This window comes from Streptomyces sp. NPDC021096 (genome assembly GCF_040641275.1).
In the GTDB taxonomy this organism is placed as follows: domain Bacteria; phylum Actinomycetota; class Actinomycetes; order Streptomycetales; family Streptomycetaceae; genus Streptomyces.
Map to the genome: position 1 here is coordinate 1 of NZ_JBFADG010000004.1, position 25,165 is coordinate 25,165.

The window sequence follows — 25,165 nt, forward strand, 5'->3', positions numbered from 1 at the left end:
GGCGAAGCTGAGAACTTAAGCGCCAGTAAACGGCGGTGGTAACTATAACCATCCTAAGGTAGCGAAATTCCTTGTCGGGTAAGTTCCGACCTGCACGAATGGCGTAACGACTTCTCGACTGTCTCAACCATAGGCCCGGTGAAATTGCACTACGAGTAAAGATGCTCGTTTCGCGCAGCAGGACGGAAAGACCCCGGGACCTTTACTATAGCTTGATATTGGTGTTCGGTTCGGCTTGTGTAGGATAGGTGGGAGACTGTGAAGTCATGGCGCCAGCCATGGTGGAGTCGTCGTTGAAATACCACTCTGGTCGTGCTGGATGTCTAACCTGGGTCCGTGATCCGGATCAGGGACAGTGTCTGGTGGGTAGTTTAACTGGGGCGGTTGCCTCCTAAAGGGTAACGGAGGCGCCCAAAGGTTCCCTCAGCCTGGTTGGCAATCAGGTGTTGAGTGTAAGTGCACAAGGGAGCTTGACTGTGAGACCGACGGGTCGAGCAGGGACGAAAGTCGGGACTAGTGATCCGGCGGTGGCTTGTGGAAGCGCCGTCGCTCAACGGATAAAAGGTACCCCGGGGATAACAGGCTGATCTTCCCCAAGAGTCCATATCGACGGGATGGTTTGGCACCTCGATGTCGGCTCGTCGCATCCTGGGGCTGGAGTCGGTCCCAAGGGTTGGGCTGTTCGCCCATTAAAGCGGTACGCGAGCTGGGTTTAGAACGTCGTGAGACAGTTCGGTCCCTATCCGCTGCGCGCGTAGGAGTCTTGAGAAGGGCTGTCCCTAGTACGAGAGGACCGGGACGGACGAACCTCTGGTGTGCCAGTTGTCCTGCCAAGGGCATGGCTGGTTGGCTACGTTCGGGAGGGATAACCGCTGAAAGCATCTAAGCGGGAAGCCTGCTTCGAGATGAGGACTCCCACCCACTTGATGGGGTAAGGCTCCCAGTAGACGACTGGGTTGATAGGCCAGGTGTGGAAGACCGGTAACGGTTGGAGCTGACTGGTACTAATAGGCCGAGGGCTTGTCCTCAGTTGCTCGCGTCCACTGTGTAGGTTCTGAAGTAACGACCTGTGTCATTGCCGGGTTGGTTAACTTCATAGTGTTTCGGTGGTCATAGCGTTAGGGAAACGCCCGGTTACATTCCGAACCCGGAAGCTAAGCCTTTCAGCGCCGATGGTACTGCAGGGGGGACCCTGTGGGAGAGTAGGACGCCGCCGAACAATTATTCAGAAAGCCCTGGTGGGGACCGAAAGGTCCCTGCCAGGGCTTTCTTGCATTTCCGGCACGGAACCAGCCGTACAGGTTGTCTCCGGCCCCGTCTCCGGGGATGCATCCGCATCCCCGGAGACGAAACGGCTTATTACTCGTTCCCCTGGCCGGCCGCACGGGCCAGATCGAGGTCGAGCGATTCACGGCGGATGCGCTGGTCCATATAGAGCAGCGCGGTGACCCCGGCGGTAATCGGCAGGGTGAGCGCAGAGCTGATGGTCGCGCTGATACCGCTAATGATCAAAGAGGGCCAGGTCACCGGGACGGTATCCGGCGAACCGCCGTTCATGATCAATTCAATGACGCCGGCCGGAATCTCGACAATCGCACTCACCACGAAAACCAGGAGAGTGGCCAGGAGCTGTATTCCGAAGATCCGCCACCATGAGCCGCTGACGAGTTTGCCGGAACGCCGCATGGCGGCGATCACGCCCTGCTTCTCCAGTATCAGAGCCGGCGCCGCGAGGCTGTAGCGAATCCACAGCCATGCCGCCCCGGCCATGCCGGCCAGCCCGCCCAGGGCCGTCAGCGCGACTCCGCCGCTCTCGTTTCCGGCCGCGGCGAGCGCCAGGCCCGGTACCAGCCCCACGGCGAAGGCGCCGGTGATCAGGAGCGTGACCAGGCAGAACAGGCCCGTCATGGAGAACAGGCGGGGGCGGGCTGCCGCCCAGGTCTCGCCTGCCGGAGCCGGGCGGCCCAGGACGGCGCGGCTGACCACCACGGTCAGCATGGCAGCCGCGATGATCGAGCCGATGAGCCCGATCAGCGACGCGGCCGCCAGGCCGCCCAGTGCCTGCTTGAGGGCCTCCACGAGCTCGTCGAGGCTCGCCGCCTCCTGGTCGCGGAGTGCGCTCAGGTCCACCAGGTCGCGGAACCAGAGGCCCGTCACCACCGTTCGTACCGCCTGGGTCGCCACGGCCACCGTCAGCGACACCCCGAGGGCGGTCCGCCAGTACTTGCGTGCGGTGGTGAAGGCGCCGTCCAGGATTTCGCCCACGCTCAGCGGCCGCAGCGGGATCACGCCAGGCTGGGGCGCCGGGGGGACTGCCGGCCGCCAGGGGTTGTTGCCCCACCCGCCGCCCGCCTGGCCCCAGCCGGGGCCTCCGCTGCTGTCGGCGCGCGCCCGGTCCCGGCCGGACGGGGTCCGGCCCGGAGAGTCGTTCATTTTCTGCTGCTCCTTCTGATGCCCGTTCCTTCGCCGTGCGGCGGGCGCCGGGCCCGGTTGCCAGTGCGGTCATCGTGTCACGCGCCTCCCGGGCACCAGCGGGCTCGTAACGCCACGGCGGAGTGGCGCGCCACGTAAGGGGGAGCGGGCGGAGGAGCCCTTCAATAGTTGGTGTATGCGGGGCAGACTGGACTAATGGCTGATCAGCGCTCGGCACCCCAGTCCCTCACCGGAACTTCCACCGTCCCCGCTCTGCGCTGGGAGGAACTGCCAGAAGGGCCCGTGATCGTCCTCCTGGACCAGCGGCGGCTTCCCACGGACGAGATCGAGCTGGTCTGCACCGATGTACCCGCGCTCGTCGAGGCCGTCCGCACCCTCGCCGTACGGGGCGCTCCGCTGCTCGGAGTCGCCGGCGCCTACGGGGTCGCGCTCGCGGCCGCGCGGGGCTTCGACGTGGACGGAGCGGCCGAACTGCTCGCTCACGCCCGCCCCACCGCCGTGAACCTGGCCTACGGCGTCCAGCGGGCCCTGGAGGCCTATCAGGGGGTCCTCAAGGGGGGCGGTGACGCGGGCAGGGCCGCCGCGGCCGCCCTGGCCCAGGCCAAGGCTCTCCACGCCGAGGACGCCGAGGCCAGCGCCTGCATGGCGGCGCACGGCCTGGCCCTGCTGCAGGAACTGCTGCCGGGCGGCGGCTTCCGCGTCCTGACCCACTGCAACACCGGCGCCCTGGTCTCCGGCGGCGAGGGCACGGCGCTGGCCGTGGTGGGCGCGGCGCACCGGATCGGGGAGCTGCGCAGGCTGTGGGTCGACGAGACGCGGCCGCTGCTGCAGGGGGCCCGGCTGACCGCCTACGAGGCGGCGCGTGCGGGAATGCCGTACACCCTGCTCACGGACAATGCGGCGGGCTCGCTGTTCTCGGCGGGCGAAGTGGACGCGGTGCTGATAGGAGCGGACCGGATAGCGGCCGACGGCTCGGTGGCCAACAAGGTGGGAAGTTATCCGCTGGCCGTGCTGGCGCGCTATCACCACGTGCCGTTCATCGTCGTGGCGCCGACGACGACCGTGGACCTCGGGACCGCCGACGGGGCGGCCATCGAGGTGGAGCAGCGGCCCGGTCATGAGGTGACGGAGCTGCCCGGTGCGGAGGCCGGCGTACCCGTCGCGCCCCTCGGAACTCAGGCGTACAACCCTGCGTTCGATGTCACACCGCCCGAGTTGGTGACCGCGATTGTCACGGAAAACGGCGTTGTTTCCCCCGTGACGGAGGCGGGTTTGGCGGAGCTGTGTGACAGGTCACGATCGGGTAATGGGATGATGTCGATATGAAGGGACGCGTCCTTGTCGTCGACGACGACACAGCACTGGCCGAGATGCTCGGAATTGTGCTTCGTGGTGAAGGTTTCGAGCCGTCGTTTGTAGCGGACGGCGACAAGGCACTGGCTGCTTTTCGAGAGGTCAAACCTGATCTTGTATTGCTCGATCTGATGCTGCCCGGCCGTGATGGCATTGAGGTGTGCAGACTGATCCGGGCCGAGTCCGGCGTGCCGATCGTGATGCTGACGGCGAAGAGCGACACGGTGGATGTGGTGGTCGGGCTGGAGTCCGGCGCCGACGACTACATCGTGAAGCCGTTCAAGCCCAAGGAGCTGGTCGCCCGCATCCGGGCGCGCCTGCGCAGGTCGGAGGAGCCGGCGCCGGAGCAGCTGGCGATCGGCGACCTGGTCATCGACGTCGCGGGTCACTCCGTCAAGCGCGACGGGCAGTCGATCGCGCTGACTCCGCTGGAGTTCGACCTGCTGGTGGCGCTGGCCCGTAAGCCGTGGCAGGTGTTCACCCGCGAGGTGCTGCTGGAGCAGGTCTGGGGCTACCGCCACGCCGCCGATACGCGGCTGGTGAACGTCCACGTGCAGCGGCTTCGCTCGAAGGTCGAGAAGGACCCCGAGCGGCCGGAGATCGTGGTGACCGTCCGTGGTGTGGGCTACAAGGCCGGGCCGAGCTGACATGACCGGCAACGGTGCCGCTCCGGAGCGGGACGCGGGGCGGCCCGTCGGCACGGCGGCGGGCGGCATATCGATCTTCCGACGCCTCTGGCGCGCCGGAAGGATGCTGTCCGACGGCGCGGGCGCGGCGCCCGTGCATCCGTTGCTGCGCCTGTACGTGCGCTGGGTGCGCCGTCCGCTGCTGCCCGCGATGCGGCTGTGGCGGCGCAACATCCAGCTGCGGGTGGTCGCGACCACGCTGGTGATGTCGCTCGGTGTGGTGCTGCTGCTCGGAGTGGTCGTGATCGGGCAGGTGCGCAACGGTCTGCTGGACGCCAAGCGGCACGCTTCGCAGAGCCAGGCCGAGGGCGGGTTCAAGGCGGCGCGTGACGCCGCCGATCCTGGTGCCGAGGGGCGCGGCCAGGACGGTTCGCAGTCCGGTGGCCGTGGAAACCCCGATTCCGGAGCGTGGCTGACGGCGCTCGTGCAGCAGCTCGCCAGCGGCGGGCAGGGCGTCTACCACGTGGTGGCGCTCAGTGCGGGCGGCCCGCGCGCCTCGGGGGACATCGATCCCGAGCACAGCGTGCCGGCCGACCTGCGCAAGCAGCTGGACCGCCGCCCGGGCACGTTCGAGAAGCCCGGGACGATCAAGCGCAGCGCCTCCGACGAGGGAGAGCCGGCGCTGATCGTCGGAAAGCAGCTCTACGACGTCAACGGCAAGGCGTACCAGCTCTACTACCTCTTCCCGTTCACGCAGGAGGAGAAGTCGCTCAGCCTGGTCAAGGGCACGCTGGCGACCGCCGGGGTGTTCGTGGTGGTGCTGCTGGGCGCCATCGCGTGGCTGGTGGTGCGGCAGATCGTCACGCCCGTGCGGATGGCGGCGAGCATCTCCGAGCGGCTCGCGGCGGGTGTGCTGCAGGAACGGATGAAGGTCACCGGCGAGGACGACATCGCACGTCTGGGTGAAGCCTTCAACAAGATGGCGCAGAACCTGCAGGTCAAGATCCAGCAGCTGGAGGAGCTGTCGCGGATGCAGCGGCGGTTCGTCTCGGACGTCTCGCACGAGCTGCGGACGCCGCTGACGACCGTGCGGATGGCGGCGGACGTCATTCACGAGGCGCGCGACGGCTTCGATCCGGTCACCGCGCGCTCGGCCGAGCTGCTGTTCGGGCAGCTCGACCGCTTCGAGTCGCTGCTGGCCGATCTGCTGGAGATCAGTCGTTTCGACGCGGGTGCGGCGGCGCTGGAGGCCGAGCCGATAGACCTGCGCGACGTGGTGAACCGCGTGGTGGACGGCGCGCTGCCGCTGGCGGACCGCAAGGGCAGCAGGCTGCTGGTGCGCGGCAACGAGCAGCCGGTGATCGCCGAGGCGGACGCGCGGCGTGTGGAGCGCATCCTGCGCAACCTGGTGGTCAACGCCGTCGAGCACGGCGAGGGCCGGGACGTGATCGTGCGGCTGGCCACGGCCGGCGGTGCGGTGGCGGTCGCGGTGCGCGACTACGGCGTGGGTCTCAAGCCGGGCGAGGCGACGCGGGTGTTCAACCGGTTCTGGCGCGCCGACCCCGCCCGGGCCCGGACGACCGGCGGTACCGGTCTGGGTCTGTCGATCGCCGTGGAGGACGCGCGTCTGCACGGTGGCTGGCTGCAGGCGTGGGGCGAGCCGGGCGGCGGTTCGCAGTTCCGGCTGACGCTGCCGCGCACGGCGGGCGATCCGCTGCGCGGTTCGCCGATCCCGCTCGAGCCCGAGGATTCCCGGCGCAATCGCGGACTGAACGAGGCGGGCATGCCGCCGGTGCTGCCGGGCCGGGGTTCGCCCGTACCGGTGCAGAACAAGAACGTACGTCCTACGGCCGACCCGACGGCTCTGCCGGGCAGCGGCGCGCGCGTGGTGACGCGGCCGGGCGGTGCGCTGGGCGGCGACAAGAGCGGTGAGAAGGCGCCCGGCGAACGGTCCGGTGACGAGGCCGGCGGCAGTGGCGCGAACGGCGCGGCCGACGGCAAGGCGGACGGCTCGGCGGACGGCAGGACCGGAGGCGACCGTGACGGTCAGGGGTAAGGGCACTCGCCGCGCGCGTCCGCTGGCGGGCGTGCTTGCGCTGGCGGTCGGCGGCGGCCTGCTGGCGGGCTGCGCTTCCATGCCGGACAGCGGTTCGGTCAATTCCGTGGACTCCTCCCAGCGCGCGGACGCCGACGCGCAGGTGCGGGTCTACGGGGTGCCGCCGCGCAAGAACGAGCAGCCGCTGGAGCTCGTGGCGGGCTTCCTTGAGGCGACCACGAGCGACGACCCGAACTACGACACGGCCCGGATGTACCTGGCGAAGGCCGTGAAGCGGCAGTGGGACCCGTCGGCGTCGACCATCGTGCTGGCCCAGACGCCGCAGGTGCGCGTGGAGCGGGTCGGCGGCGACCGGGAGCAGGCGTACACCGTCACGCTCACCGGCAAGCAGATCGCGGTGGTGGACGCCAAACACGCGTACAAGCCGGACGAGCGCGCCTACAAGGCGCAGCTGCACCTGGCGCGCGAGGACGGCGAGTGGCGCATCGACGCGCTCGAACCGGGCCTGGTGCTGGGCGCGTCCGAGTTCCAGCGCATCTACCGTTCGGTCAATAAGTACTACTTTGCTGAGCTGGGCTCCGGTGGCGGCAGGGCGCGGGACGTGCTCGTCGCCGATCCCGTCTATCTGCGCAAGCGGATAGACCCCGTGACGTCGACGGTGAAGGCCCTGCTGGACGGTCCGACGACGTGGCTCGACCCGGTCGCGGGCACGGCCTTCCCGACGGGGACGCGGCTGCAGGACCAGCGGCTGTCGCTCGACGACTCCAACGCCCTGAAGGTGCGGCTGAACGAGCGGGCGGCGGGCGCCAACCAGGACCAGTGCCTGCGGATGGCCGCGCAGCTGCTCTACACGGTGCAGGAGTCGGCCAAGGTCACCGATGTGACGCTGCAGCGCAAGGACGGCTCCCGGCTGTGTGCGCTCGGCAAGGAACAGGCGAAGTACTACGCGCCCGACCAGACGTCCGGGCGTCCGGACCGGCAGTACTACGTGGACGGGCAGCGCCGGATCGTGAGCCTGGCCGACGGTGACGAGGAGCCGCGCCGGGTGGCGGGGCCCCTCGGCGCGGACGGTGCGGTGCAGTGGCGGTCGGTGGCGGTGGACCGGACCGAGCGCCGGGCGGCGGCGGTGTCCGCCAACGGACAGTCGCTGTACGTCACCTCCCTGCAGTCGGGCGCGGCCCTGGGCGATGCCCGGCTGAGCGTGCAGGGTGGTGCGTCCGCGAAGACGGGGCTGACGGCGCCGAGCTGGGACGGGCTGGGCGACCTGTGGGTCGCGGACCAGGACCCGGAGAAGCCGCGACTGCTGCGGCTGGCGGGCGGTACGGGCACGCCGGAGGAGGTCCGGGTGCCCGGGCTCGACGGCGGGCGGATCACCGGGCTGCGGGTGTCGGCGGACGGGGTGCGGATCGCGCTGCTGGTGACGAAGGGCGACCATACGGTCCTCAAGCTCGGCAGGGTCGAGCGGCAGGGGAGCGCGGGGCGGCCGAGTCTGTCGGTGCAGGAGTTGCGCTCCGTCGCGCCCCGGCTGGAGGAAGTGAACGCCGTTTCGTGGGCGGGCGCGAGCAGACTGCTGGTGGCGGGCAGCGAGCAGGGCGGCCTGCAGCAGCTGCAGTACATCGAGACGGACGGCTCCCAGCCGAACGGTTCGGGGCTGCCGGGCATCACGGGTGTGCGGGGCGTGGCCGCTCCTGAGAGCCCGGGCAAGGCGCAGACGCTGGTCGCCGAGGGCGAGGGCGGGATCGTCCGGCTGCAGCCGGACACCAACTGGAAGCTGGTGACCAAGGAAGGCTCGGCGCCGGTCTACCCGGGGTAGGCGCCGGGGCACGGGACGTACGCACGTACGTGGCTCCCCGCCGGGCGCGCGGCCTCGTGCGCACAGCCGCTGGTCATGAGCCCGTGCGGGAGTTATCCACAGGGGTGGCGGGTCCGTGCCGGCGGCGGGACAGTGGATGCATGGGCGGGTGGTGGCAGGAGATCGCCGGATTGGTGCTGCCGGCGGACTGCGCGGGATGCGGACGGTCCCGTGTCGTGCTGTGCGACGAGTGCCGTGAGGAGCTGTGCGGGCGGGCGGTGCGGCGGGTGTGGCCGGATCCGGTGCCCGAGGGATTGCCGCGTGTGCACGCGGCCGCGCGGTACGGCGACGCGGTGCGGGCGGTGCTGCTCGCGCACAAGGAACGGGGCGGCCTGGGACTGGCGGAACCTCTGGGTGCCGCGCTGGCGGGCGCGGTACGGGTGGCCGGTTGCTCAGGTGCGGGGCGGGGCGTAAGGGCCCGCAGGAGGCCGTTGCTGCTCGTTCCGGTGCCTTCCGCGCGGCGTGCGGTGGCCGGGCGGGGCCACGACGCGGGACGGCGGATCGGGCTGGCGGCGGCCCGGGTGCTGCGGGCGGCCGGGGTGCCCGCGCGGGTGGCGGCGGTGCTGCGGCTGCGGCGGGCCGTGGCGGACCAGTCGGGGCTCGACGCCCGGCAGCGCAGGGCGAATGTGTCGGGGGCGATGGGGGTAGCCGGGGGAGTGGACCGCCTCTGGAGGGAAGGAGGGCCGGTCGTGCTGGTCGACGATCTGATGACGACCGGAGCCTCGCTGGCGGAGGCCGCGCGTGCGGTCTCGGGTGCCGGCGGGCGCATCGTGGGAGCGGCCGTGGTCGCTGCTGCTCCACGAGCTTTCGAATCCAACCGGAACTGACGGAGAACGCCCTGCGTTCCTGATGGAAACGGTCGTGAAACACCTGAATGGAGGTACGTTGCGGTAGGGGGTACCGACGGGCTTCCGAGCGAGATATGTTCGGTTGTGAGGAATGGCAAGAGCTATGCCTCATATCTCCGATTGGCGCGCTTCGTATGCCTTCGATGAAGCTTGGAACAAGCGAGAAGAGCCGCGAAGCGATGGGGTGTAGATCTTGTCGACGGGGGAGGAGGAGGTGAAAACCGCCTAGTCGGTGGCTCCGGGTATCCCCGGGGCCTGATGCAAGAGGGATGCGCTCCGCAACCTTCGGCGGAGCGATCCGGGAACGGAGTTCTGCGTGGACATCGTCGTCAAGGGCCGCAAGACAGAGGTCCCCGAGCGGTTTCGCAAGCACGTGGCCGAGAAGCTGAAGCTGGACAAGATCCAGAAGCTCGACGGCAAGGTGATCAGCCTCGACGTGGAGGTGTCCAAGGAGCCCAACCCCAGGCAGTCCGACCGCTCCGACCGCGTGGAGATCACCGTGCGTTCCCGTGGACCGGTGATCCGGGCGGAGGCCGCAGCGACGGATCCCTACGCCGCGCTCGATCTCGCCACGAGCAAGCTCGAGGCGAGGATGCGCAAGCAGCACGACAAGCGTCTCGCCCGCCGGGGCAACGGACGCATCCCGGCAAGCGGTGTCGGGGCGCTGGTCAGCGGCGCGGCGGAACTCAACGACAGGGGCGAACTCACCGCGGAGCAGGGTCCGGGCGAGGTGCCCGTCACCCATATGGGACCGCTGGAGATCCGGGGCGAAGGCCCCCTGGTGGTCCGCGAGAAGACGCACTCCGCGGCCCCCATGGCGCTCGACCAGGCACTCTACGAAATGGAGTTGGTCGGCCACGACTTCTATCTGTTCGTCGACTCCGAGACGAAGATGCCCAGTGTCGTCTACCGGCGGCACGCCTACGACTACGGCGTCATCCGTCTCAACAGTGACCCCTTCTACACCGGGGAGCCCGGTGGTGCGGGCGGTGAGCTCGGCGGCTGATCCGCGAGGCCCCGGCCGCCGCGTGCGGCCGGGGCACGTGTGAGCCGCCGGCCCGTCCCGGTGCCCTCGGAGCGCTGACGCGCTCCCGGGGCACCGATCCATGCGGCCATGGAAGAGCGGTCCGGCATGAAATCATGGTCGAGCCCAACCACCGGCCCGCCGGAACGGGTTGGCGCGGCGCAGACAGTGCAACCGCAAGGGGCCATGGCCTTCTGGGGGAGGAACGATGGCGGACAGGTTCGGGCCCGTGAGCGTGCCCGGCGAGGACGACGACGAGGGCGCCCGCGCGGACCGGGGCGCCACGCGGGAGGAACCCATCCGGGTCCTGGTCGTGGACGACCACGCCCTCTTCCGCCGGGGGCTGGAGATCGTGCTGGCGCACGAGGAGGACATCCAGGTCGTGGGGGAGGCCGGGGACGGCGCGGAGGCGGTGGACAAGGCGGCCGACCTGCTGCCGGACATCGTGCTGATGGACGTACGGATGCCCAAGCGCGGCGGCATCGAGGCCTGCACCTCCATCAAGGAGGTGGCGCCCAGCGCGAAAATCATCATGCTGACGATCAGCGACGAGGAAGCCGACCTCTACGACGCCATCAAGGCCGGGGCCACCGGCTATCTCCTGAAGGAGATCTCCACCGACGAGGTGGCGACCGCGATCCGGGCGGTGGCGGACGGCCAGTCCCAGATCAGCCCGTCGATGGCGTCCAAGCTGCTCACCGAGTTCAAGTCGATGATCCAGCGCACCGACGAGCGCCGGCTGGTGCCGGCGCCCCGGCTCACCGACCGCGAGCTGGAGGTGCTCAAGCTCGTCGCGACCGGCATGAACAACCGTGACATCGCCAAGGAGTTGTTCATCAGCGAGAACACGGTCAAGAACCATGTCCGCAACATCCTGGAGAAGCTGCAGCTGCACTCCAGGATGGAGGCGGTGGTCTATGCGATGAGGGAGAAGATCCTCGAGATCCGGTGAGCGGATCAGCCCAGGGCGCGGACCAGCGCGGCGGCCAGCTTCGCGTCGTCGCAGCGCTCGATGCGCACGGCGTCGCAGCCCACCCACTCGGCCGCCTCCCACAACGCCCGGGCCATGGGTTCCACGGCCTTGGGGCCCGCCATCGACACCTGCCGTGCCACCAGCGTCCCGCCGTCGCGCGCCGGATCCACCCGGCCCGCCAGCCGGCCGCCCGTCAGCAGCGGCATCACGAAATAGCCGTGCACCCGCTTCGCCTTGGGGACGTAGGCCTCCAGCCGGTGCGTGAAGCCGAAGAGCCGCTCGGTGCGCGGCCGGTCCCAGATCAGCGAGTCGAACGGCGAGAGCAGCGTCGTGCGGTGCCGCCCCCGGGGCTCGTCGGCCAGCGCCGCCGGATCCGCCCACGCCGGCTTGGACCAGCCCTCCACCTCCACCGGCACCAGGCCCGTACCGGCTATGACGGCGTCGACCTGCTCGCCCTTGAGCCGGTGGTAGTCCGCCAGGTCGGCCCGGGTGGCCACCCCCATCGCCGCGCCCGCCTGCGCGACCAGGCGCCGTATGCACTCGGCGTCGTCGATGTCGTCGTGCAGGAGGGCATCCGGGACCGCCCGCTCGGCCAGGTCGTACACCCGCTTCCAGCCGCGCCGCCGGGTGCAGACCACCTCGCCGGTGTCCAGCAGCCACTCCACCGCGATCTTGGTCTCGGACCAGTCGTACCACTCGCCGCCGTTCTTGGCGCCGCCCAATTCCGTTGCCGTCAGGGGGCCCTCGGCCCTGAGCCGGTCCCGCACGGCCGCGCACGAGCGCTCGGAGTCCTGCATCACGTGCCAGCGATGGCCGCGCGCCTTCATGGCCCGGCGCCGGAAGGCGAAGTGCGGCCACTCCTCGACCGGCAGGATGCACGCCGCGTGCGACCAGTACTCGAAGGCGTGGTCGCCGCTCCAGTACGCCGACTCCACCGCGGTGCGGCCGAGGGCGCCCAGGCGGGCGTACGGCACCAGCTCGTGCGAGCGGGCCAGCACCGAGATCGTGTCCAGCTGGACCGCGCCCAGCCGGCGCAGCACCCCGCGGGCGCCCGCCCGCCGGTCGGGGGCCCCGAGCAGGCCCTGGGCGCGCAGCGCCAGGCGGCGGGCCTCGTCGGCGGAGAGCCGGGCCTGGGGGCGGGGAGCCCCGGCCGTACGGGCCTTGGCGGTGGCGGCAGTTGTCATACCGATCACCCTAGAGGCGGCCACTGACAACGCCCGGGAAAGGATCAGCCGCGCTCGGGAAACGGCAGGTAGGGGGCGCGTGTCGGCATCCCCAGGTCCGAGGGGAGCAGGGAGCCGATCCAGGCGTCGCGGCGCGTGCCGTTGTAGGGGATCTTCGAACGCAGGGTGCCCTCCATCCGGAAGCCCGCCTTGAGGGCGACGCCGCGCGAGGCCTCGTTGCCGGCCTCGGCGTACCACTCCAGCCGCTCGACGCCCAGGTCCTCGAAGGCCCAGCGGATCACCTCGTGCGCCGCCTCCACGGTGTAGCCCCGGCCGCGCTGCTCCTTGGCCGTCCAGTAGCCGAGCTCCGCCTGCCGCTCGGGGGCGCGCAGCTGGGCGAGCCGCACCAGGCTCATCGAGCCGGCCAGCCGTTCCCCGTCCCGGGTGAAGACGCCGAACGTGTACGTGGAGTCCTCGGCCCAGTCGCGCGGGCACGCCTCCTCGACGAAGACACGGGCGTCCTCCGGCGTGTACGGGGAGGGCACGCCGGTGTAGCGCGGAATGTCCGGGTCCTGGCAGGCGGCGTGCACGGCGAGGACGTCGGCGGAGGTGAAGGGGCGCAGCACCAGCCGCTCGGTGGTCAGACGTACGGGCTCCATGGGCGGAGTCTAGATTCGGCGGCGGAAACCGTGTCCGAATATCGGAGCCCGGCACTTTCCGGACGCGGCGTTCGTTCTCCGTGCGGGTGACACCCGGCCTCGGTGACGACGGACCTCCCGGCGCGGTGGGGTCCTCGCTTACGATGGCCGTTGCGGCGGGGACTGTCCCGTCGTGCCCGCGCACCCGACCGTGCACAGGCCCGACCGGCAAGGAGCCAGCCTACGTGTCCGTCTTCGGCAAGATCATGCGTGCAGGAGAAGGCAAGATCCTGCGCAAACTGCACCGCATCGCGGACCAGGTCAATTCCATCGAAGAGGACTTCCTGAACCTCTCCGACGCCGAGCTGCGCGCGCTGACCGAGGAGTACAAGCAGCGGTACGCCGACGGCGAGAGCCTGGACGACCTGATGCCCGAGGCGTTCGCGACCGTCCGTGAGGCGGCCAAGCGGGTGCTCGGCCAGCGTCACTACGACGTCCAGCTCATGGGTGGCGCCGCCCTGCACATGGGGTACGTGGCGGAGATGAAGACCGGTGAGGGCAAGACCCTCGTCGGTACCCTCCCGGCGTATCTGAACGCGCTGTCCGGCAAGGGCGTGCACCTGATCACGGTCAACGACTACCTCGCCGAGCGCGACTCCGAATTGATGGGCCGGGTGCACAAGTTCCTCGGTCTGTCGGTCGGCTGCATCCTGGCCAACATGACCCCGGCGCAGCGCCGCGAGCAGTACGGCTGCGACATCACGTACGGCACGAACAACGAGTTCGGCTTCGACTACCTGCGCGACAACATGGCCTGGTCGCAGGACGAGCTCGTCCAGCGCGGCCACAACTTCGCGGTCGTCGACGAGGTCGACTCCATCCTGGTCGACGAGGCCCGTACGCCGCTGATCATCTCCGGCCCGGCCGACCAGGCCACGAAGTGGTACGGCGACTTCGCCAAGCTGGTCACGCGGCTCACCAAGGGCGAGCCCGCCAACCCGCAGAAGGGCGTCGAGGAGACCGGCGACTACGAGGTCGACGAGAAGAAGCGCACCGTCGCCATCCACGAGGCCGGTGTGGCCAAGGTCGAGGACTGGCTGGGCATCGACAACCTCTACGAGTCGGTCAACACCCCCCTGGTCGGGTATCTGAACAACGCCATCAAGGCGAAGGAACTGTTCAAGAAGGACAAGGACTACGTCGTCATGGACGGCGAAGTCATGATCGTCGACGAGCACACCGGCCGTATCCTCGCCGGCCGCCGCTACAACGAGGGCATGCACCAGGCGATCGAGGCGAAGGAAGGGGTGGACATCAAGGACGAGAACCAGACGCTCGCCACGATCACCCTGCAGAACTTCTTCCGCCTCTACAGCAAGCTGTCCGGTATGACCGGTACGGCCATGACCGAGGCCGCCGAGTTCCACCAGATCTACAAGCTCGGCGTGGTGCCGATCCCGACGAACCGGCCGATGCAGCGTGCGGACCAGTCGGACCTGATCTACCGCACCGAGGTCGCGAAGTTCGCCGCCGTGGTCGAGGACATCGCCGAGAAGCACGAGAAGGGGCAGCCGATCCTGGTCGGCACCACCTCGGTCGAGAAGTCCGAGTACCTCTCGCAGCAGCTGGCCAAGCGCGGCATCCCGCACGAGGTGCTCAACGCCAAGCACCACGAGCGCGAGGCGCAGATCGTCGCCCAGGCCGGCCGCAAGGGCGCCGTCACGGTCGCCACCAACATGGCCGGCCGCGGTACCGACATCAAGCTCGGCGGCAACCCCGACGACCTCGCCGAGGCGGAGCTGCGCCAGCGCGGCCTGGACCCGGTGGAGCACGTCGAGGAGTGGGCGCAGGCGCTGCCCAGTGCCCTGGAGAAGGCCGAGGCCGCGGTCAAGGCCGAGTTCGAGGAGGTCAAGTCGCTCGGCGGCCTGTACGTCCTGGGCACCGAGCGCCACGAGTCGCGGCGCATCGACAACCAGCTGCGCGGTCGTTCCGGCCGTCAGGGCGACCCGGGCGAGTCCCGCTTCTACCTGTCGCTGGGCGACGACCTGATGCGCCTGTTCAAGGCCCAGATGGTCGAGCGCGTGATGGCCATGGCCAACGTGCCCGACGACGTGCCGATCGAGAACAAGATGGTCACCCGTGCCATCGCCTCCGCCCAGTCGCAGGTCGAGCAGCAGAACTTCGAGACGCGCAAGAACGTCCTGAAGTACGACGAGGTGCTCAACCGCCAGCGTGAGGTCATCTACGCCGAGCGCCGCCGGGTCCTGGAGGGCGAGGATCTGCAGGATCAGATCACGCACTTCATGGACGACACCATCGACGACTACATCCGCCAGGAGACCGTCGAGGGCTTCGCGGAGGAGTGGGACCTGGAGCGGCTGTGGAGCGCGTTCAAGCAGCTCTACCCGGTGAAGGTCACCATCGAGGAGCTGGAGGACGCGGCCGGCGACCGCGCGGGCATCACGGCCGAGTTCATCGCCGAGTCCGTCAAGGACGACATCCACGAGCAGTACGCGACCCGCGAGGAGCAGCTCGGCTCCGACATCATGCGTGAGCTGGAGCGCCGCGTCGTGCTGTCGGTCCTGGACCGTAAGTGGCGTGAGCACCTCTACGAGATGGACTACCTCCAGGAGGGCATCGGCCTGCGGGCGATGGCCCAGAAGGACCCGCTGGTCGAGTACCAGCGCGAGGGCTTCGACATGTTCACCGCGATGATGGAGGGCATCAAGGAGGAGTCCGTCGGCTACCTGTTCAACCTGGAGGTCCAGGTCGACCAGCAGCTCGAGGAGGTCCCGGTCGAGGAGGGCGCGCAGGCTCCCTCCCTTCAGAAGGTGCAGTCCGCCGAGAGGGCAGTGCCGGCCGCCCGGCCCGAGATCCGCGCCAAGGGCCTGGACGCTCCGCAGCGGCCCGACAGGCTGCACTTCTCCGCCCCCACGGTCGACGGCGAGGGCGGCGTGGTCGAGGGCGACTTCGCCAACGACGACACCGGTGAGTTCCGCTCCGAGGCCGACGGCATGACCCGCGCCGAGCGTCGCAAGGCGCAGAAGAACGGTGGCGGCCGCCGCCGCAGGAAGTAACCGCCGCAGTGGCTCCGGAAGGGGGCGGGACACAGGACGTGTCCCGCCCCCTTCGGCGTGTGCCGCTCAGGTGCGGGCCCCGCCCAGTTCCACGGCCGCGCAGCGCCACTTCCGGTCCGGGCAGTGCTCCAGCCGGAAGGCCAGCGCCTGCAGCCGGTCGCCGGAGGCGATGCGGGCGAACGCCTCGATCACCCCGGGCCGGGGCTGGAACTCGTCGCAGTGGCGTACGAACGGGGTGGCGCGGTGCGGCGGTGCGGGGCGCAGGGGCGCTCCCGGCGCCAGTTCCGCCAGCTGGTCGTAGGCCGGGGGGAGGGTGTGCCCGAGCATCCAGTGGACCGGACGCTGCCCGCTGAGGGTGAGCAGCAGCCGCTCGGCGAACCAGTAGCGCGGGTGCCGCCGTTCCCGCTCGTGGCGCCGGGCCGCGGGGTCGGCTCCCGGGCGCCGGGCGTCCGTGCGCCGTGGCGGGCCGTACTGCCTGGTGCCGGCCGGTCCCCTGGTCCTGTACATGCGATCGCCCCCGCGACGCCGGGCCCGGTCGGCGTGCCGTACCGGGCGGTAGCTTCGGTCGGTGATCTTCTATCGGCGTCCTCCGGAGGGCGGCAAGGAGGAGCGGGCGGCCGCGCGGGGGCCGGCTGCGTTCACCTATCCGGGGGTGGCGGGCCGTGGCGGGCGGGCGGAGCGGGTGACGGCCGGCTCCGGCGGCCCCGCGCACAGGGGCCGACTGGCACTTCGAAGGGGTACTCCCGCCCGTATGCTGGCACCACCATCCGTAAGTCGTCAGGAATCAGGAAAGCGGCGGTCATGCGCGTCTACGTCCCTCTGACCCTCCACGGTCTCGCCGAGGCGCACAAGGCGGGCCAGCTGGGCCCGGCCCCGCTGGACGCCTACGCCGTCACCCCGGCCCTGCGCGAGTGGTACGTCTCCGACGACATCGAGGAGCTGGAGTACGCGGCGCTCGGCCGGGCCGCCCTGGGCTCGCTGCGGCAGCTGGCCGCCGAGCCGGCCGCCCCGCGCCGACGGGTGGTCGTGGCGGTGGACGTGCCGGACGGCGCGGTGAGCGCCGAGGCGGAGCGCGGCCTGGACCAGTCGGAGTTCGGCGCGGTGCGCCTGCGGGAGCCGGTGCCGCTGAAGAAGGCCGCGGCCGTGCACGTCGACTCCGGCGACGCCGAGGAGGACGTGGCCGCCGCCGCGGCCGCGCTGGGCGCGGCGGACCGGGGCGACGACGACGCGCAGTTCACGGTGGACGGCGCCGAGGACCACGAGCTGCTGTGGTTCGGCGTCCAGGAGATCCCGAACCTCCTCTGACCGCGTTGTCGTACCCGCCCGGTACCGTCGACGCATGGGGACGCACAGCATGGGCAAGCACACGGCGCACATCGTCTGGGACTGGAACGGCACGCTCTTCCACGACATCGACGCGGTGATGTCGGCGACGAACGCCGCCTTCGCGGAGATCGGCCTGGAGCCCATCACCCTGGCCCGGTACCGCGCGCTGTACTGCGTGCCGATCCCGCGCTTCTACGAGCGGCTGATGGGCCGCCTGCCGACGCAGGCCGAGTGGGACCACATGGACGTGGTCTTCCACCGCCACTACCAGGACCACCACATACGCTGCGGCCTCGCGGACGGAGCGGAGTCGCTGCTGGCCGGCTGGCAGGAGACCGGCGGCACCCAGTCGATCATGTCGATGTACGGGCACGAGGACCTGGTCCCGCTGGTCCGCGGCTTCGGCATCGAGCGCAGATTCATCCGGGTGGACGGACGCACGGGACCTTCCGGCGGCAGCAAGACCGAGCACATGGCCCGCCATCTCGACGGGCTCGGCGGCATCGCCGCCGGCCGCACGGTCGTCATCGGCGACGCGGTGGACGACGCGGTGGCCGCGGCGCACGTGGGCGCCCACGCCGTGCTGTACACGGGTGGTTCCCACAGCCGGGAGAGTCTGGCGGAGGCGGGGGTGCCGGTCGTCGACACGCTGGCGGAGGCCGTCGCGGAGGCCGAGCGTCTCGTCGGCTGACCCGTCGCTGTCCAGAGCGTCAAATTTCGACCCCCGGATTTGTACAGAAGCAGCTCGTGACGATATCGGGGGGAAGAGCGATAGCCTTACCAGGTGATCAGCGCGATATCCCGCAGGGGCGCCGATGCCTCTGTCCTGCGCCCGGGCCGCCACAGCGCCCGGGTCGCCGCTGGTCCCTGGAACCGGGCACGGATGACGAAGTTCTCCCAGAATCGCCCGGCCACCCCTCATCCCGGCATACCGTCGATGACGACCGGAGACCCCGCGTCGCGACGGGCAGCCATCACCACCTATGTCACGCAACGGCGCGCGACAGGAGCCAGAGGACATGCAGACCAAGCTGGACGAAGCCAAGGCCGAATTGCTCGAGCGGGCGGCGCGGGTCGCTGAGAAGGGTGAGGGCGGGCTCGACCGGGCGACCCTGGCCGCCTACCTCCAGCGCTACTACCTGCACACCGCTCCCGAGGACCTCACCGGACGGGACCCGGTCGACGTCTACGGTGCGGCGATCTCGCACTACCGGCTGGCCGAGAACCGGCCGCAGGGCACGGCCAACGTGCGCGTCCACACCCCGACCGTGGAGGAGAACGGCTGGACTTCCAGCCACTCCGTGGTCGAGGTCGTCACCGACGACATGCCCTTCCTGGTCGACTCCGTCACCAACGAGCTCTCCCGGCAGAACCGCGGCATCCACCTGGTCATCCACCCGCAGGTGATCGTCCGCCGCGATGTGACCGGCCGCCTCCTCGAGGTCCTGGGCTCCGCCTGCGACGCGCACGGCGCCGGCAAGGACGCCGAGCTGCCGCACGACGCCCTCATCGAGTCCTGGATCCACGTCGAGATCGACCGCGAGACCGACCGCGAGGACCTCAAGCAGATCGCCGCCGACCTGCTGCGCGTCCTCAACGACGTCCGCGAGACGGTCGAGGACTGGGGCAAGATGCGCGACGCCGCCCTGCGCATCGCCGACACCCTCGCCGACGAGCCCACCGACGACATCCCGGGCACCGAGATCGACGAGGCCCGCGAGCTGCTGCGCTGGCTGGCCGCCGACCACTTCACCTTCCTCGGCTACCGCGAGTACGACCTGACCAAGGCCGCCACGGAGAACGGCGAGGAGGACGTCCTGACGGCCGTTCCCGGCACCGGCCTGGGCATCCTGCGCTCCGACCCCTCCCACACCGCCGACGGGCACCACGACGGCCACCACGCGCCGCTGGCGCGCCCCTCCTCGCAGTCCTTCAACCGGCTCCCGGCGGACGCCCGCGCCAAGGCCCGCGAGCACAAGCTGCTCGTCCTCACCAAGGCCAACAGCCGCGCCACCGTGCACCGCCCCTCCTACCTCGACTACGTCGGGGTCAAGAAGTTCGACGCCGAGGGCAACGTCATCGGCGAGCGGCGCTTCCTGGGCCTGTTCTCCTCCGCCGCGTACACCGAGTCCGTCCGCCGCGTCCCGGTCATCCGCCGCAAGGTCGCCAAGGTCCTGGACGACGCCGGCTTCAGCCCCGACAGCCACGACGGGCGCGACCTGCTCCAGATCCTGGAGACCTACCCGCGCGACGAGCTGTTCCAGACGGACACCGACCAGCTGAGGGCCATCGCCACCAGCGTCCTCTACCTCCAGGAGCGCCGCCGGCTGCGGCTGTACCTGCGCCGCGACGAGTACGGGCGCTACTACTCCGCCCTGGTCTACCTGCCGCGCGACCGCTACACCACCGGTGTGCGGCTGCGCCTGATCGACATCCTCAAGGAGGAGCTCGGCGGCACCAGCGTCGACTTCACCGCCTGGAACACCGAGTCGGTCCTCTCCCGGCTGCACTTCGTCGTCCGCGTCGAGCCCGGTGCCACCCTGCCCGACCTCACCGACGCCGACGCCGACCGCATCGAGGCCCGCCTGGTGGAGGCCGCCCGCTCCTGGGCCGACGGCTTCGCCGAGACCCTGACCGCCGAGGTCGGCGAGGAGCGCTCCGCCGAGCTGCTGCGCCGCTACGGCCAGGCGTTCCCCGAGGGCTACAAGGCCGACCACACCCCGCGCGGCGCCGTCTCCGACCTCGGTCACCTGGAGAAGCTGACCGCGGCCGGCGGCGGCCACGACTTCGAGCTCAGCCTGTACGAGCCGGTCGGCGCCGCCCCCGGCGAGCGACGCTTCAAGATCTACCGCACGGGTGAGCCGGTCTCCCTGTCCGCCGTGCTGCCGGTGCTGCACCGGCTCGGCGTCGAGGTCGTCGACGAGCGCCCGTACGAGCTGCGCTGCTCGGACCGGACGACCGCCTGGATCTACGACTTCGGCCTGCGGATGCCCGAGCGCATCGAGGGCGACGACGCGCGCACCCGCTTCCAGGAGGCCTTCGCGGCCGTCTGGACCGGCGAGGCGGAGAACGACAACTTCAACATGCTGGTGCTGAAGGCCGGCCTCGACTGGCGCCAGGCCATGGTGCTGCGGGCCTACGCCAAGTACTTGCGGCAGGCCGGTTCGCCGTTCAGCCAGGCGTACATGGAGGACACCCTCAGCAACAACGTCCACACCATCCGCCTCCTGGTCAACCTGTTCGAGGCCCGGATGTCGCCCGCGCTCCAGCGCGCCGGCAACGAGCTGATCGACGGGATGCTGGAGGAGCTGGACGGCGCCCTGGACCAGGTCGCCAGCCTGGACGAGGACCGCATCCTGCGGGCCTTCCTCACCGTCATCAAGGCCACGCTGCGCACCAACCACTTCCAGCGCGACGCGGCCGGCAACCCGCACCCGTACCTGTCGATCAAGCTGGACCCGCAGGCCATCCCGGACCTGCCGGCCCCGCGCCCGGCGTTCGAGATCTGGGTCTACTCCCCGCGCGTCGAGGGCGTGCACCTGCGCTTCGGCAAGGTCGCCCGAGGCGGTCTGCGCTGGTCCGACCGGCGCGAGGACTTCCGCACCGAGGTCCTGGGCCTGGTCAAGGCGCAGATGGTGAAGAACACCGTCATCGTGCCCGTCGGCGCCAAGGGCGGCTTCGTCGGCAAGCGGCTGCCGGACCCGTCCGTGGACCGCGACGCATGGCTGGCCGAGGGCATCGCCTCGTACAAGACCTTCATCTCCGGTCTGCTCGACATCACCGACAACATGGTCGCCGGCGAGGTCGTGCCGCCCAAGGACGTCGTGCGCCACGACGAGGACGACACCTACCTCGTCGTCGCCGCCGACAAGGGCACCGCGACCTTCTCCGACATCGCCAACGAGGTCGCCCAGTCCTACGGCTTCTGGCTCGGCGACGCCTTCGCCTCCGGCGGCTCGGCCGGCTACGACCACAAGGGCATGGGCATCACCGCCCGCGGCGCCTGGGAGTCGGTCAAGCGCCACTTCCGGGAGCTGGGCCACAACACCCAGACCGAGGACTTCACGGTCGTCGGCGTCGGCGACATGTCCGGTGACGTGTTCGGCAACGGCATGCTGCTCTCCGAGCACATCCGCCTGGTGGCCGCCTTCGACCACCGGCACATCTTCCTCGACCCCACCCCGGACGCGGCTGTCTCCTACGCCGAGCGCCGCCGTCTGTTCGAGCTGCCCCGCTCCTCCTGGGCCGACTACGACACCTCCCTGCTGTCCGCGGGCGGCGGCATCCACCCCCGTACCGCCAAGTCGATCCCGGTCAACGCGCACGTGCGCCAGGCCCTCGGCATCGAGGCGCACGTCACCAAGATGACCCCCGCCGAGCTGATGAAGGCCATCCTCAGCTCGCCGGTCGACCTGCTGTGGAACGGCGGCATCGGTACGTACGTCAAGGCGTCCACCGAGTCGCACGCCGACGTGGGCGACAAGGCCAACGACGCGATCCGCGTCGACGGCCAGGACCTGCGGGTCAAGGTCGTCGGCGAGGGCGGCAACCTGGGTCTGACCCAGCTCGGCCGCATCGAGTTCGCCCTGACCGGCGGGCCCGAGTCCACCGGCGGCCGGATCAACACCGACGCCATCGACAACAGCGCCGGCGTGGACACCTCCGACCACGAGGTGAACATCAAGATCCTGCTCAACGCCCTCGTCACCGAAGGCGACATGACCGTCAAGCAGCGCAACAAGCTGCTGGCGGAGATGACCGACGAGGTCGGTGAGCTGGTCCTGCGCAACAACTACGCGCAGAACGTCGCGCTGGCCAACGGTGTGGCCCAGGCCCCCAGCCTGCTCCACGCCCACCAGCGGATCATGCGCAGGCTCACCCGCGACGGCCACCTGGACCGCGCCCTGGAGTTCCTGCCCTCCGACCGGCAGATCCGTGAGCGGCTGTCCGCCGGCCGCGGGCTGACCCAGCCCGAGCTGGCCGTCCTCCTCGCCTACATCAAGATCACCACGGCGGAGGAGCTGCTCGCCACCGAGCTGCCCGACGACGCCTACCTGCAGCGACTGCTCTACGCCTACTTCCCGCAGGCGCTGCGCCAGTCGTTCGGCGAGCAGATCGACAACCACGCGCTGCGTCGCGAGATCATCACGACCGTCCTGGTCAACGACACGGTCAACTCCGGTGGCTCGACCTTCCTGCACCGTCTGCGGGAGGAGAGCGGGGCGTCCCTGGAGGAGATCGTCCGGGCGCAGACCGCCGCCCGGGAGATCTTCAGCCTGAACGCCGTCTGGGACGCCGTCGAGGCGCTCGACAATGTCGTCGCCGCCGACGTCCAGACCCAGATCCGGCTGCACTCGCGCCGTCTGGTCGAGCGCGGCACGCGCTGGCTGCTCAACAACCGGCCGCAGCCGCTGCAGCTGGCCGAGACGATCGACTTCTTCCGCGACGACGTCGACACGGTCTGGGGCGAGCTGCCCAAGCTGCTGCGCGGTGCCGACATGGAGTGGTGGCAGTCGATCCACGACGAGCTCACCGCCGCCGGGGTCCCCGACGACCTGGCGACGCGGGTCGCCGGCTTCTCGTCGGTCTTCCCGGCGCTGGACATCGTGGCCACCGCGGACCGTACGGGCAAGGCGCCGCTGGACGTGGCCGAGGTCTACTACGACCTGGGCGACCGGCTGCACATCTCCCAGCTGATGGACCGGATCATCGAGCTGCCGCGGGCCGACCGCTGGCAGTCCATGGCCCGCGCCTCCATCCGTGAGGACCTCTACTCCGCCCACGCGGCGCTCACCGCCGAGGTCCTGACCGTCGGCAACGGCACCTCCACCCCGGAGGAGCGGTTCCTGACGTGGGAGGAGAAGAACGCCGCGATCCTCACCCGTGCGCGGACGACGCTGGACGAGATCCGTGGTTCGGACTCGTTCGACCTGGCCAACCTGTCGGTGGCCATGAGGACGATGCGCACGCTGTTGCGTTCGCACGCCTGAGGCGTCGGCTCCATATTCAAGTAAAAGGGGCGGCTCCGGGGAAAACCCCCGGAGCCGCCCCTTTTGCATGCTAAGAGAGATGGATGAGAGTCGTTTCGCGGCTTGTGTCCACCCCGGCGCGCCGGGAGACGGCCGGCGCGGTGGCCGTCCATCTGGCGGTGTCGGTCATCGGCTTCACCGTTCTCCTGCTGATCAATCGTCACCTCGGACACGACGTGGAGTGGCTGCTGTACCGCTGGGACAGCGGCAACTACCTGCGGGTCGCCGAGCGGGGCTATCCGAGTTTCATCCCCTACCGCCCCGACGGGACGCCCGACTACACCCGGCTGGCCTTCTTCCCGCTCGTCCCCGCGCTGATCCGGGGCGTCCACGTGCTGACGGGGCTGTCCTTCGCCCATGCGGGGGTGCTGATCTCCTGGTGCGCGGCGGCGGTGGCCGCGGCGGGCGTCTACCGGCTCGTACGGTCGGCCGGGGGCGGGACCGGGGCGGGGTACGCGTGCGTGGCGCTGTGGTCCTGTTCGCCGTACGCCTTCGCGCTGTGGGTGCCGTACTCGGAGGCGGTCTTCAGCGCGCTGCTGGTGTGGGCGTTGGTGGCGCTGGTGGCGGGCCGGTGGGTGACGGCCGGTGTGCTGTGCCTGCTGGCCGGTGCCGTGCGGCCGACGGCGGTGGTGCTGATCGCGACGCTGGTGCTGACGGCCGGCTGGGCGGCGGTGCGCGGGCGGGACGGCTGGCGGCCCTGGCTGGCGCTCGTCCTGGCGCCGCTGGGGCTCCTGGGCGGCTGGCTGTACCTGGGCAGCCGGGTGGGCCGCTGGGACGGCTGGTTCGAGGCGGAACGGGCCTGGGGGCAGTCCTTCGACTTCGGTAGCGGCACGGTGCGCTACATGGGTGAACTCCTGGCCTACCGCGACGCCCCGGCGGCCGAGGACATCCGGCACGCCGCCGTGCTCGCCGTGGTGCTCCTGACGGCCGTGGCGGTGCTGGCCCTGGCGCTGGACCGGGAGGTGCCGCGGGTGCTGGTGGTGCTGGTCGCCGGGGCGTGGGTGCTGATGATGGGCACGCCCAGCTCCCACTACTCCAAACCGCGCTTCATCCTGCCGTTCCTGCCGGTTCTGCTGCTGTTGGTGGCTAGGCCGCTCGCGCGTGCTCCGCTTGGGGTGCGGATCTGTCTCTACGGTGGAGGTGCGGTGGTCTCGGGTTGGTACGCGGCCGGGTTGCTCGTGCTGTTCGACGGGTCGCCGTGACGGGAGCCGTGCCGGGCGCCGCGGCCGGGCAGGGTCCTGAAGACCCAGGCCCGGTAGGACCAGAAGCGGAACAGTGTGGCCGTGCCGATGCCCAGGAACTTGAAGAGGTTGCCGAGCAGTGGGCCGTCCCAGCCGAAGCCGTAGGTGGCCACGTACAGGACGCCGTTCTCGATGACCAGCCCGATGACGCTGAAGACCGCGAAGAGGGCGATCTCCCTGCTGCGGTGGCTCTTGTCGCGGTCGCGGTAGGTGAAGTAGCGCAGCCCCAGATAGTTGAAGGCGATGGCGACGACCGTCGCGATCACACTGCACCGCACCACCGGCAGCCCGGTGGCCCCTCGGCATACGTTGAAGACGCCGAGGTTGACGAAGATCCCCAGCCCGCCCACCGTGCCGAATTTGGCGAACTCGTGTCCGAGTGCCACCAGGCGGGTCCGGCCGGGCGGGCGCTTCCCCCTCGAGTGCGTCGGTCGCAAGGGCATCTCCAGATACGGTCGCCACGCGCAGCGGACATTTCACGTAGACAGCAGATTGTAGTGTAAATTGCCGCAAAAACTGACGCAGT

At 70.0% G+C, this 25,165-nt stretch carries 17 protein-coding genes and 2 rRNA genes; 14 read left to right on the forward strand and 5 right to left on the reverse strand.

What is annotated here, in order from left to right:
• Together AB0G59_RS08545 and rrf are read left to right on the forward strand one after the other, a co-directional pair.
• Nucleotides 1-1,028, forward strand: a 23S ribosomal RNA gene (locus AB0G59_RS08545); the annotation flags it as partial.
• Nucleotides 1,029-1,102: 74 nt separating this feature from the next.
• Nucleotides 1,103-1,219 (forward strand): 5S ribosomal RNA (rrf, locus tag AB0G59_RS08550).
• Between the two features lie 140 nt (nucleotides 1,220-1,359).
• Here rrf and AB0G59_RS08555 read toward each other — a convergent pair.
• Nucleotides 1,360-2,289, reverse strand: a complete 930-nt coding sequence (locus tag AB0G59_RS08555; protein ID WP_360909368.1) for a glycerophosphoryl diester phosphodiesterase membrane domain-containing protein — start codon at nucleotides 2,287-2,289, stop codon at nucleotides 1,360-1,362.
• A gap of 339 nt (nucleotides 2,290-2,628) precedes the next feature.
• Between AB0G59_RS08555 and mtnA the strand changes: the two genes are divergently transcribed.
• The 7 genes from mtnA (at nucleotide 2,629) to AB0G59_RS08590 (ending at nucleotide 11,144) form a co-directional block, all read left to right on the forward strand.
• Nucleotides 2,629-3,759, forward strand: coding sequence for an S-methyl-5-thioribose-1-phosphate isomerase (mtnA, locus tag AB0G59_RS08560; protein ID WP_360909370.1), 1,131 nt, complete (start codon nucleotides 2,629-2,631; stop codon nucleotides 3,757-3,759).
• Nucleotides 3,756-4,433 (forward strand): two-component system response regulator MtrA, encoded by a 678-nt coding sequence (gene mtrA / locus AB0G59_RS08565; RefSeq protein ID WP_055539974.1) that lies wholly within the window; start codon nucleotides 3,756-3,758, stop codon nucleotides 4,431-4,433. Before mtnA ends, mtrA begins: the two co-directional genes overlap by 4 nt.
• Before the next feature lies 1 nt (nucleotide 4,434).
• A complete protein-coding gene (gene mtrB, locus AB0G59_RS08570) occupies nucleotides 4,435-6,468 on the forward strand; it encodes an MtrAB system histidine kinase MtrB (RefSeq protein WP_360909372.1) in 2,034 nt (677 codons plus the stop codon).
• 31 nt (nucleotides 6,469-6,499) lie between these two features.
• A complete protein-coding gene (locus AB0G59_RS08575; RefSeq protein WP_360909374.1) occupies nucleotides 6,500-8,281 on the forward strand; it encodes an LpqB family beta-propeller domain-containing protein in 1,782 nt (593 codons plus the stop codon).
• Between the two features lie 140 nt (nucleotides 8,282-8,421).
• Nucleotides 8,422-9,147: a phosphoribosyltransferase family protein gene (locus tag AB0G59_RS08580; protein WP_360909376.1), complete on the forward strand. Its 726-nt coding sequence runs from the start codon at nucleotides 8,422-8,424 to the stop codon at nucleotides 9,145-9,147.
• Between the two features lie 337 nt (nucleotides 9,148-9,484).
• Complete coding sequence (raiA, locus tag AB0G59_RS08585; protein WP_360909378.1) at nucleotides 9,485-10,174, forward strand: ribosome-associated translation inhibitor RaiA; 690 nt, start codon at nucleotides 9,485-9,487, stop codon at nucleotides 10,172-10,174.
• Between the two features lie 226 nt (nucleotides 10,175-10,400).
• On the forward strand, nucleotides 10,401-11,144 hold the full coding sequence (locus AB0G59_RS08590) for a response regulator transcription factor (protein ID WP_360909380.1): 744 nt from the start codon (nucleotides 10,401-10,403) through the stop codon (nucleotides 11,142-11,144).
• A gap of 5 nt (nucleotides 11,145-11,149) precedes the next feature.
• Here the strand turns inward: AB0G59_RS08590 and AB0G59_RS08595 are convergent, their stop codons facing one another.
• Nucleotides 11,150-12,349: a crosslink repair DNA glycosylase YcaQ family protein gene (locus tag AB0G59_RS08595; RefSeq protein WP_360909382.1), complete on the reverse strand. Its 1,200-nt coding sequence runs from the start codon at nucleotides 12,347-12,349 to the stop codon at nucleotides 11,150-11,152.
• Between the two features lie 44 nt (nucleotides 12,350-12,393).
• Entirely contained in the window at nucleotides 12,394-12,987 is a 594-nt protein-coding gene (locus AB0G59_RS08600) for a GNAT family N-acetyltransferase (protein WP_360909384.1), read from the reverse strand.
• Nucleotides 12,988-13,211: 224 nt separating this feature from the next.
• On the opposite strand from AB0G59_RS08600, the gene secA reads away from it, so the two are divergent.
• Nucleotides 13,212-16,043 carry a preprotein translocase subunit SecA gene (gene secA / locus AB0G59_RS08605; protein ID WP_360909386.1) on the forward strand — a complete coding sequence of 944 codons (2,832 nt, stop codon included), beginning with the start codon at nucleotides 13,212-13,214 and terminating at the stop codon, nucleotides 16,041-16,043.
• A 66-nt stretch (nucleotides 16,044-16,109) separates the two neighbouring features.
• Here the strand turns inward: secA and AB0G59_RS08610 are convergent, their stop codons facing one another.
• Entirely contained in the window at nucleotides 16,110-16,550 is a 441-nt protein-coding gene (locus tag AB0G59_RS08610; RefSeq protein ID WP_360909388.1) for an Rv3235 family protein, read from the reverse strand.
• A gap of 294 nt (nucleotides 16,551-16,844) precedes the next feature.
• Between AB0G59_RS08610 and AB0G59_RS08615 the strand changes: the two genes are divergently transcribed.
• From AB0G59_RS08615 to AB0G59_RS08630, 4 genes are all read left to right on the forward strand, one after another.
• Nucleotides 16,845-17,348 carry a hypothetical protein gene (locus tag AB0G59_RS08615; RefSeq protein ID WP_360909390.1) on the forward strand — a complete coding sequence of 168 codons (504 nt, stop codon included), beginning with the start codon at nucleotides 16,845-16,847 and terminating at the stop codon, nucleotides 17,346-17,348.
• Nucleotides 17,349-17,397: 49 nt separating this feature from the next.
• Nucleotides 17,398-18,060 (forward strand): HAD hydrolase-like protein, encoded by a 663-nt coding sequence (locus AB0G59_RS08620; RefSeq protein ID WP_360909983.1) that lies wholly within the window; start codon nucleotides 17,398-17,400, stop codon nucleotides 18,058-18,060.
• A 328-nt stretch (nucleotides 18,061-18,388) separates the two neighbouring features.
• On the forward strand, nucleotides 18,389-23,359 hold the full coding sequence (locus AB0G59_RS08625; RefSeq protein ID WP_360909392.1) for an NAD-glutamate dehydrogenase: 4,971 nt from the start codon (nucleotides 18,389-18,391) through the stop codon (nucleotides 23,357-23,359).
• 83 nt (nucleotides 23,360-23,442) lie between these two features.
• On the forward strand, nucleotides 23,443-24,600 hold the full coding sequence (locus AB0G59_RS08630) for a hypothetical protein (protein WP_360909394.1): 1,158 nt from the start codon (nucleotides 23,443-23,445) through the stop codon (nucleotides 24,598-24,600).
• Here the strand turns inward: AB0G59_RS08630 and AB0G59_RS08635 are convergent.
• Nucleotides 24,528-25,025 (reverse strand): GtrA family protein, encoded by a 498-nt coding sequence (locus tag AB0G59_RS08635; protein ID WP_360909396.1) that lies wholly within the window; start codon nucleotides 25,023-25,025, stop codon nucleotides 24,528-24,530. The two genes, AB0G59_RS08630 and AB0G59_RS08635, sit on opposite strands and share 73 nt — an antisense overlap.
• Between the last annotated feature and the right edge of the window lie 140 nt (nucleotides 25,026-25,165).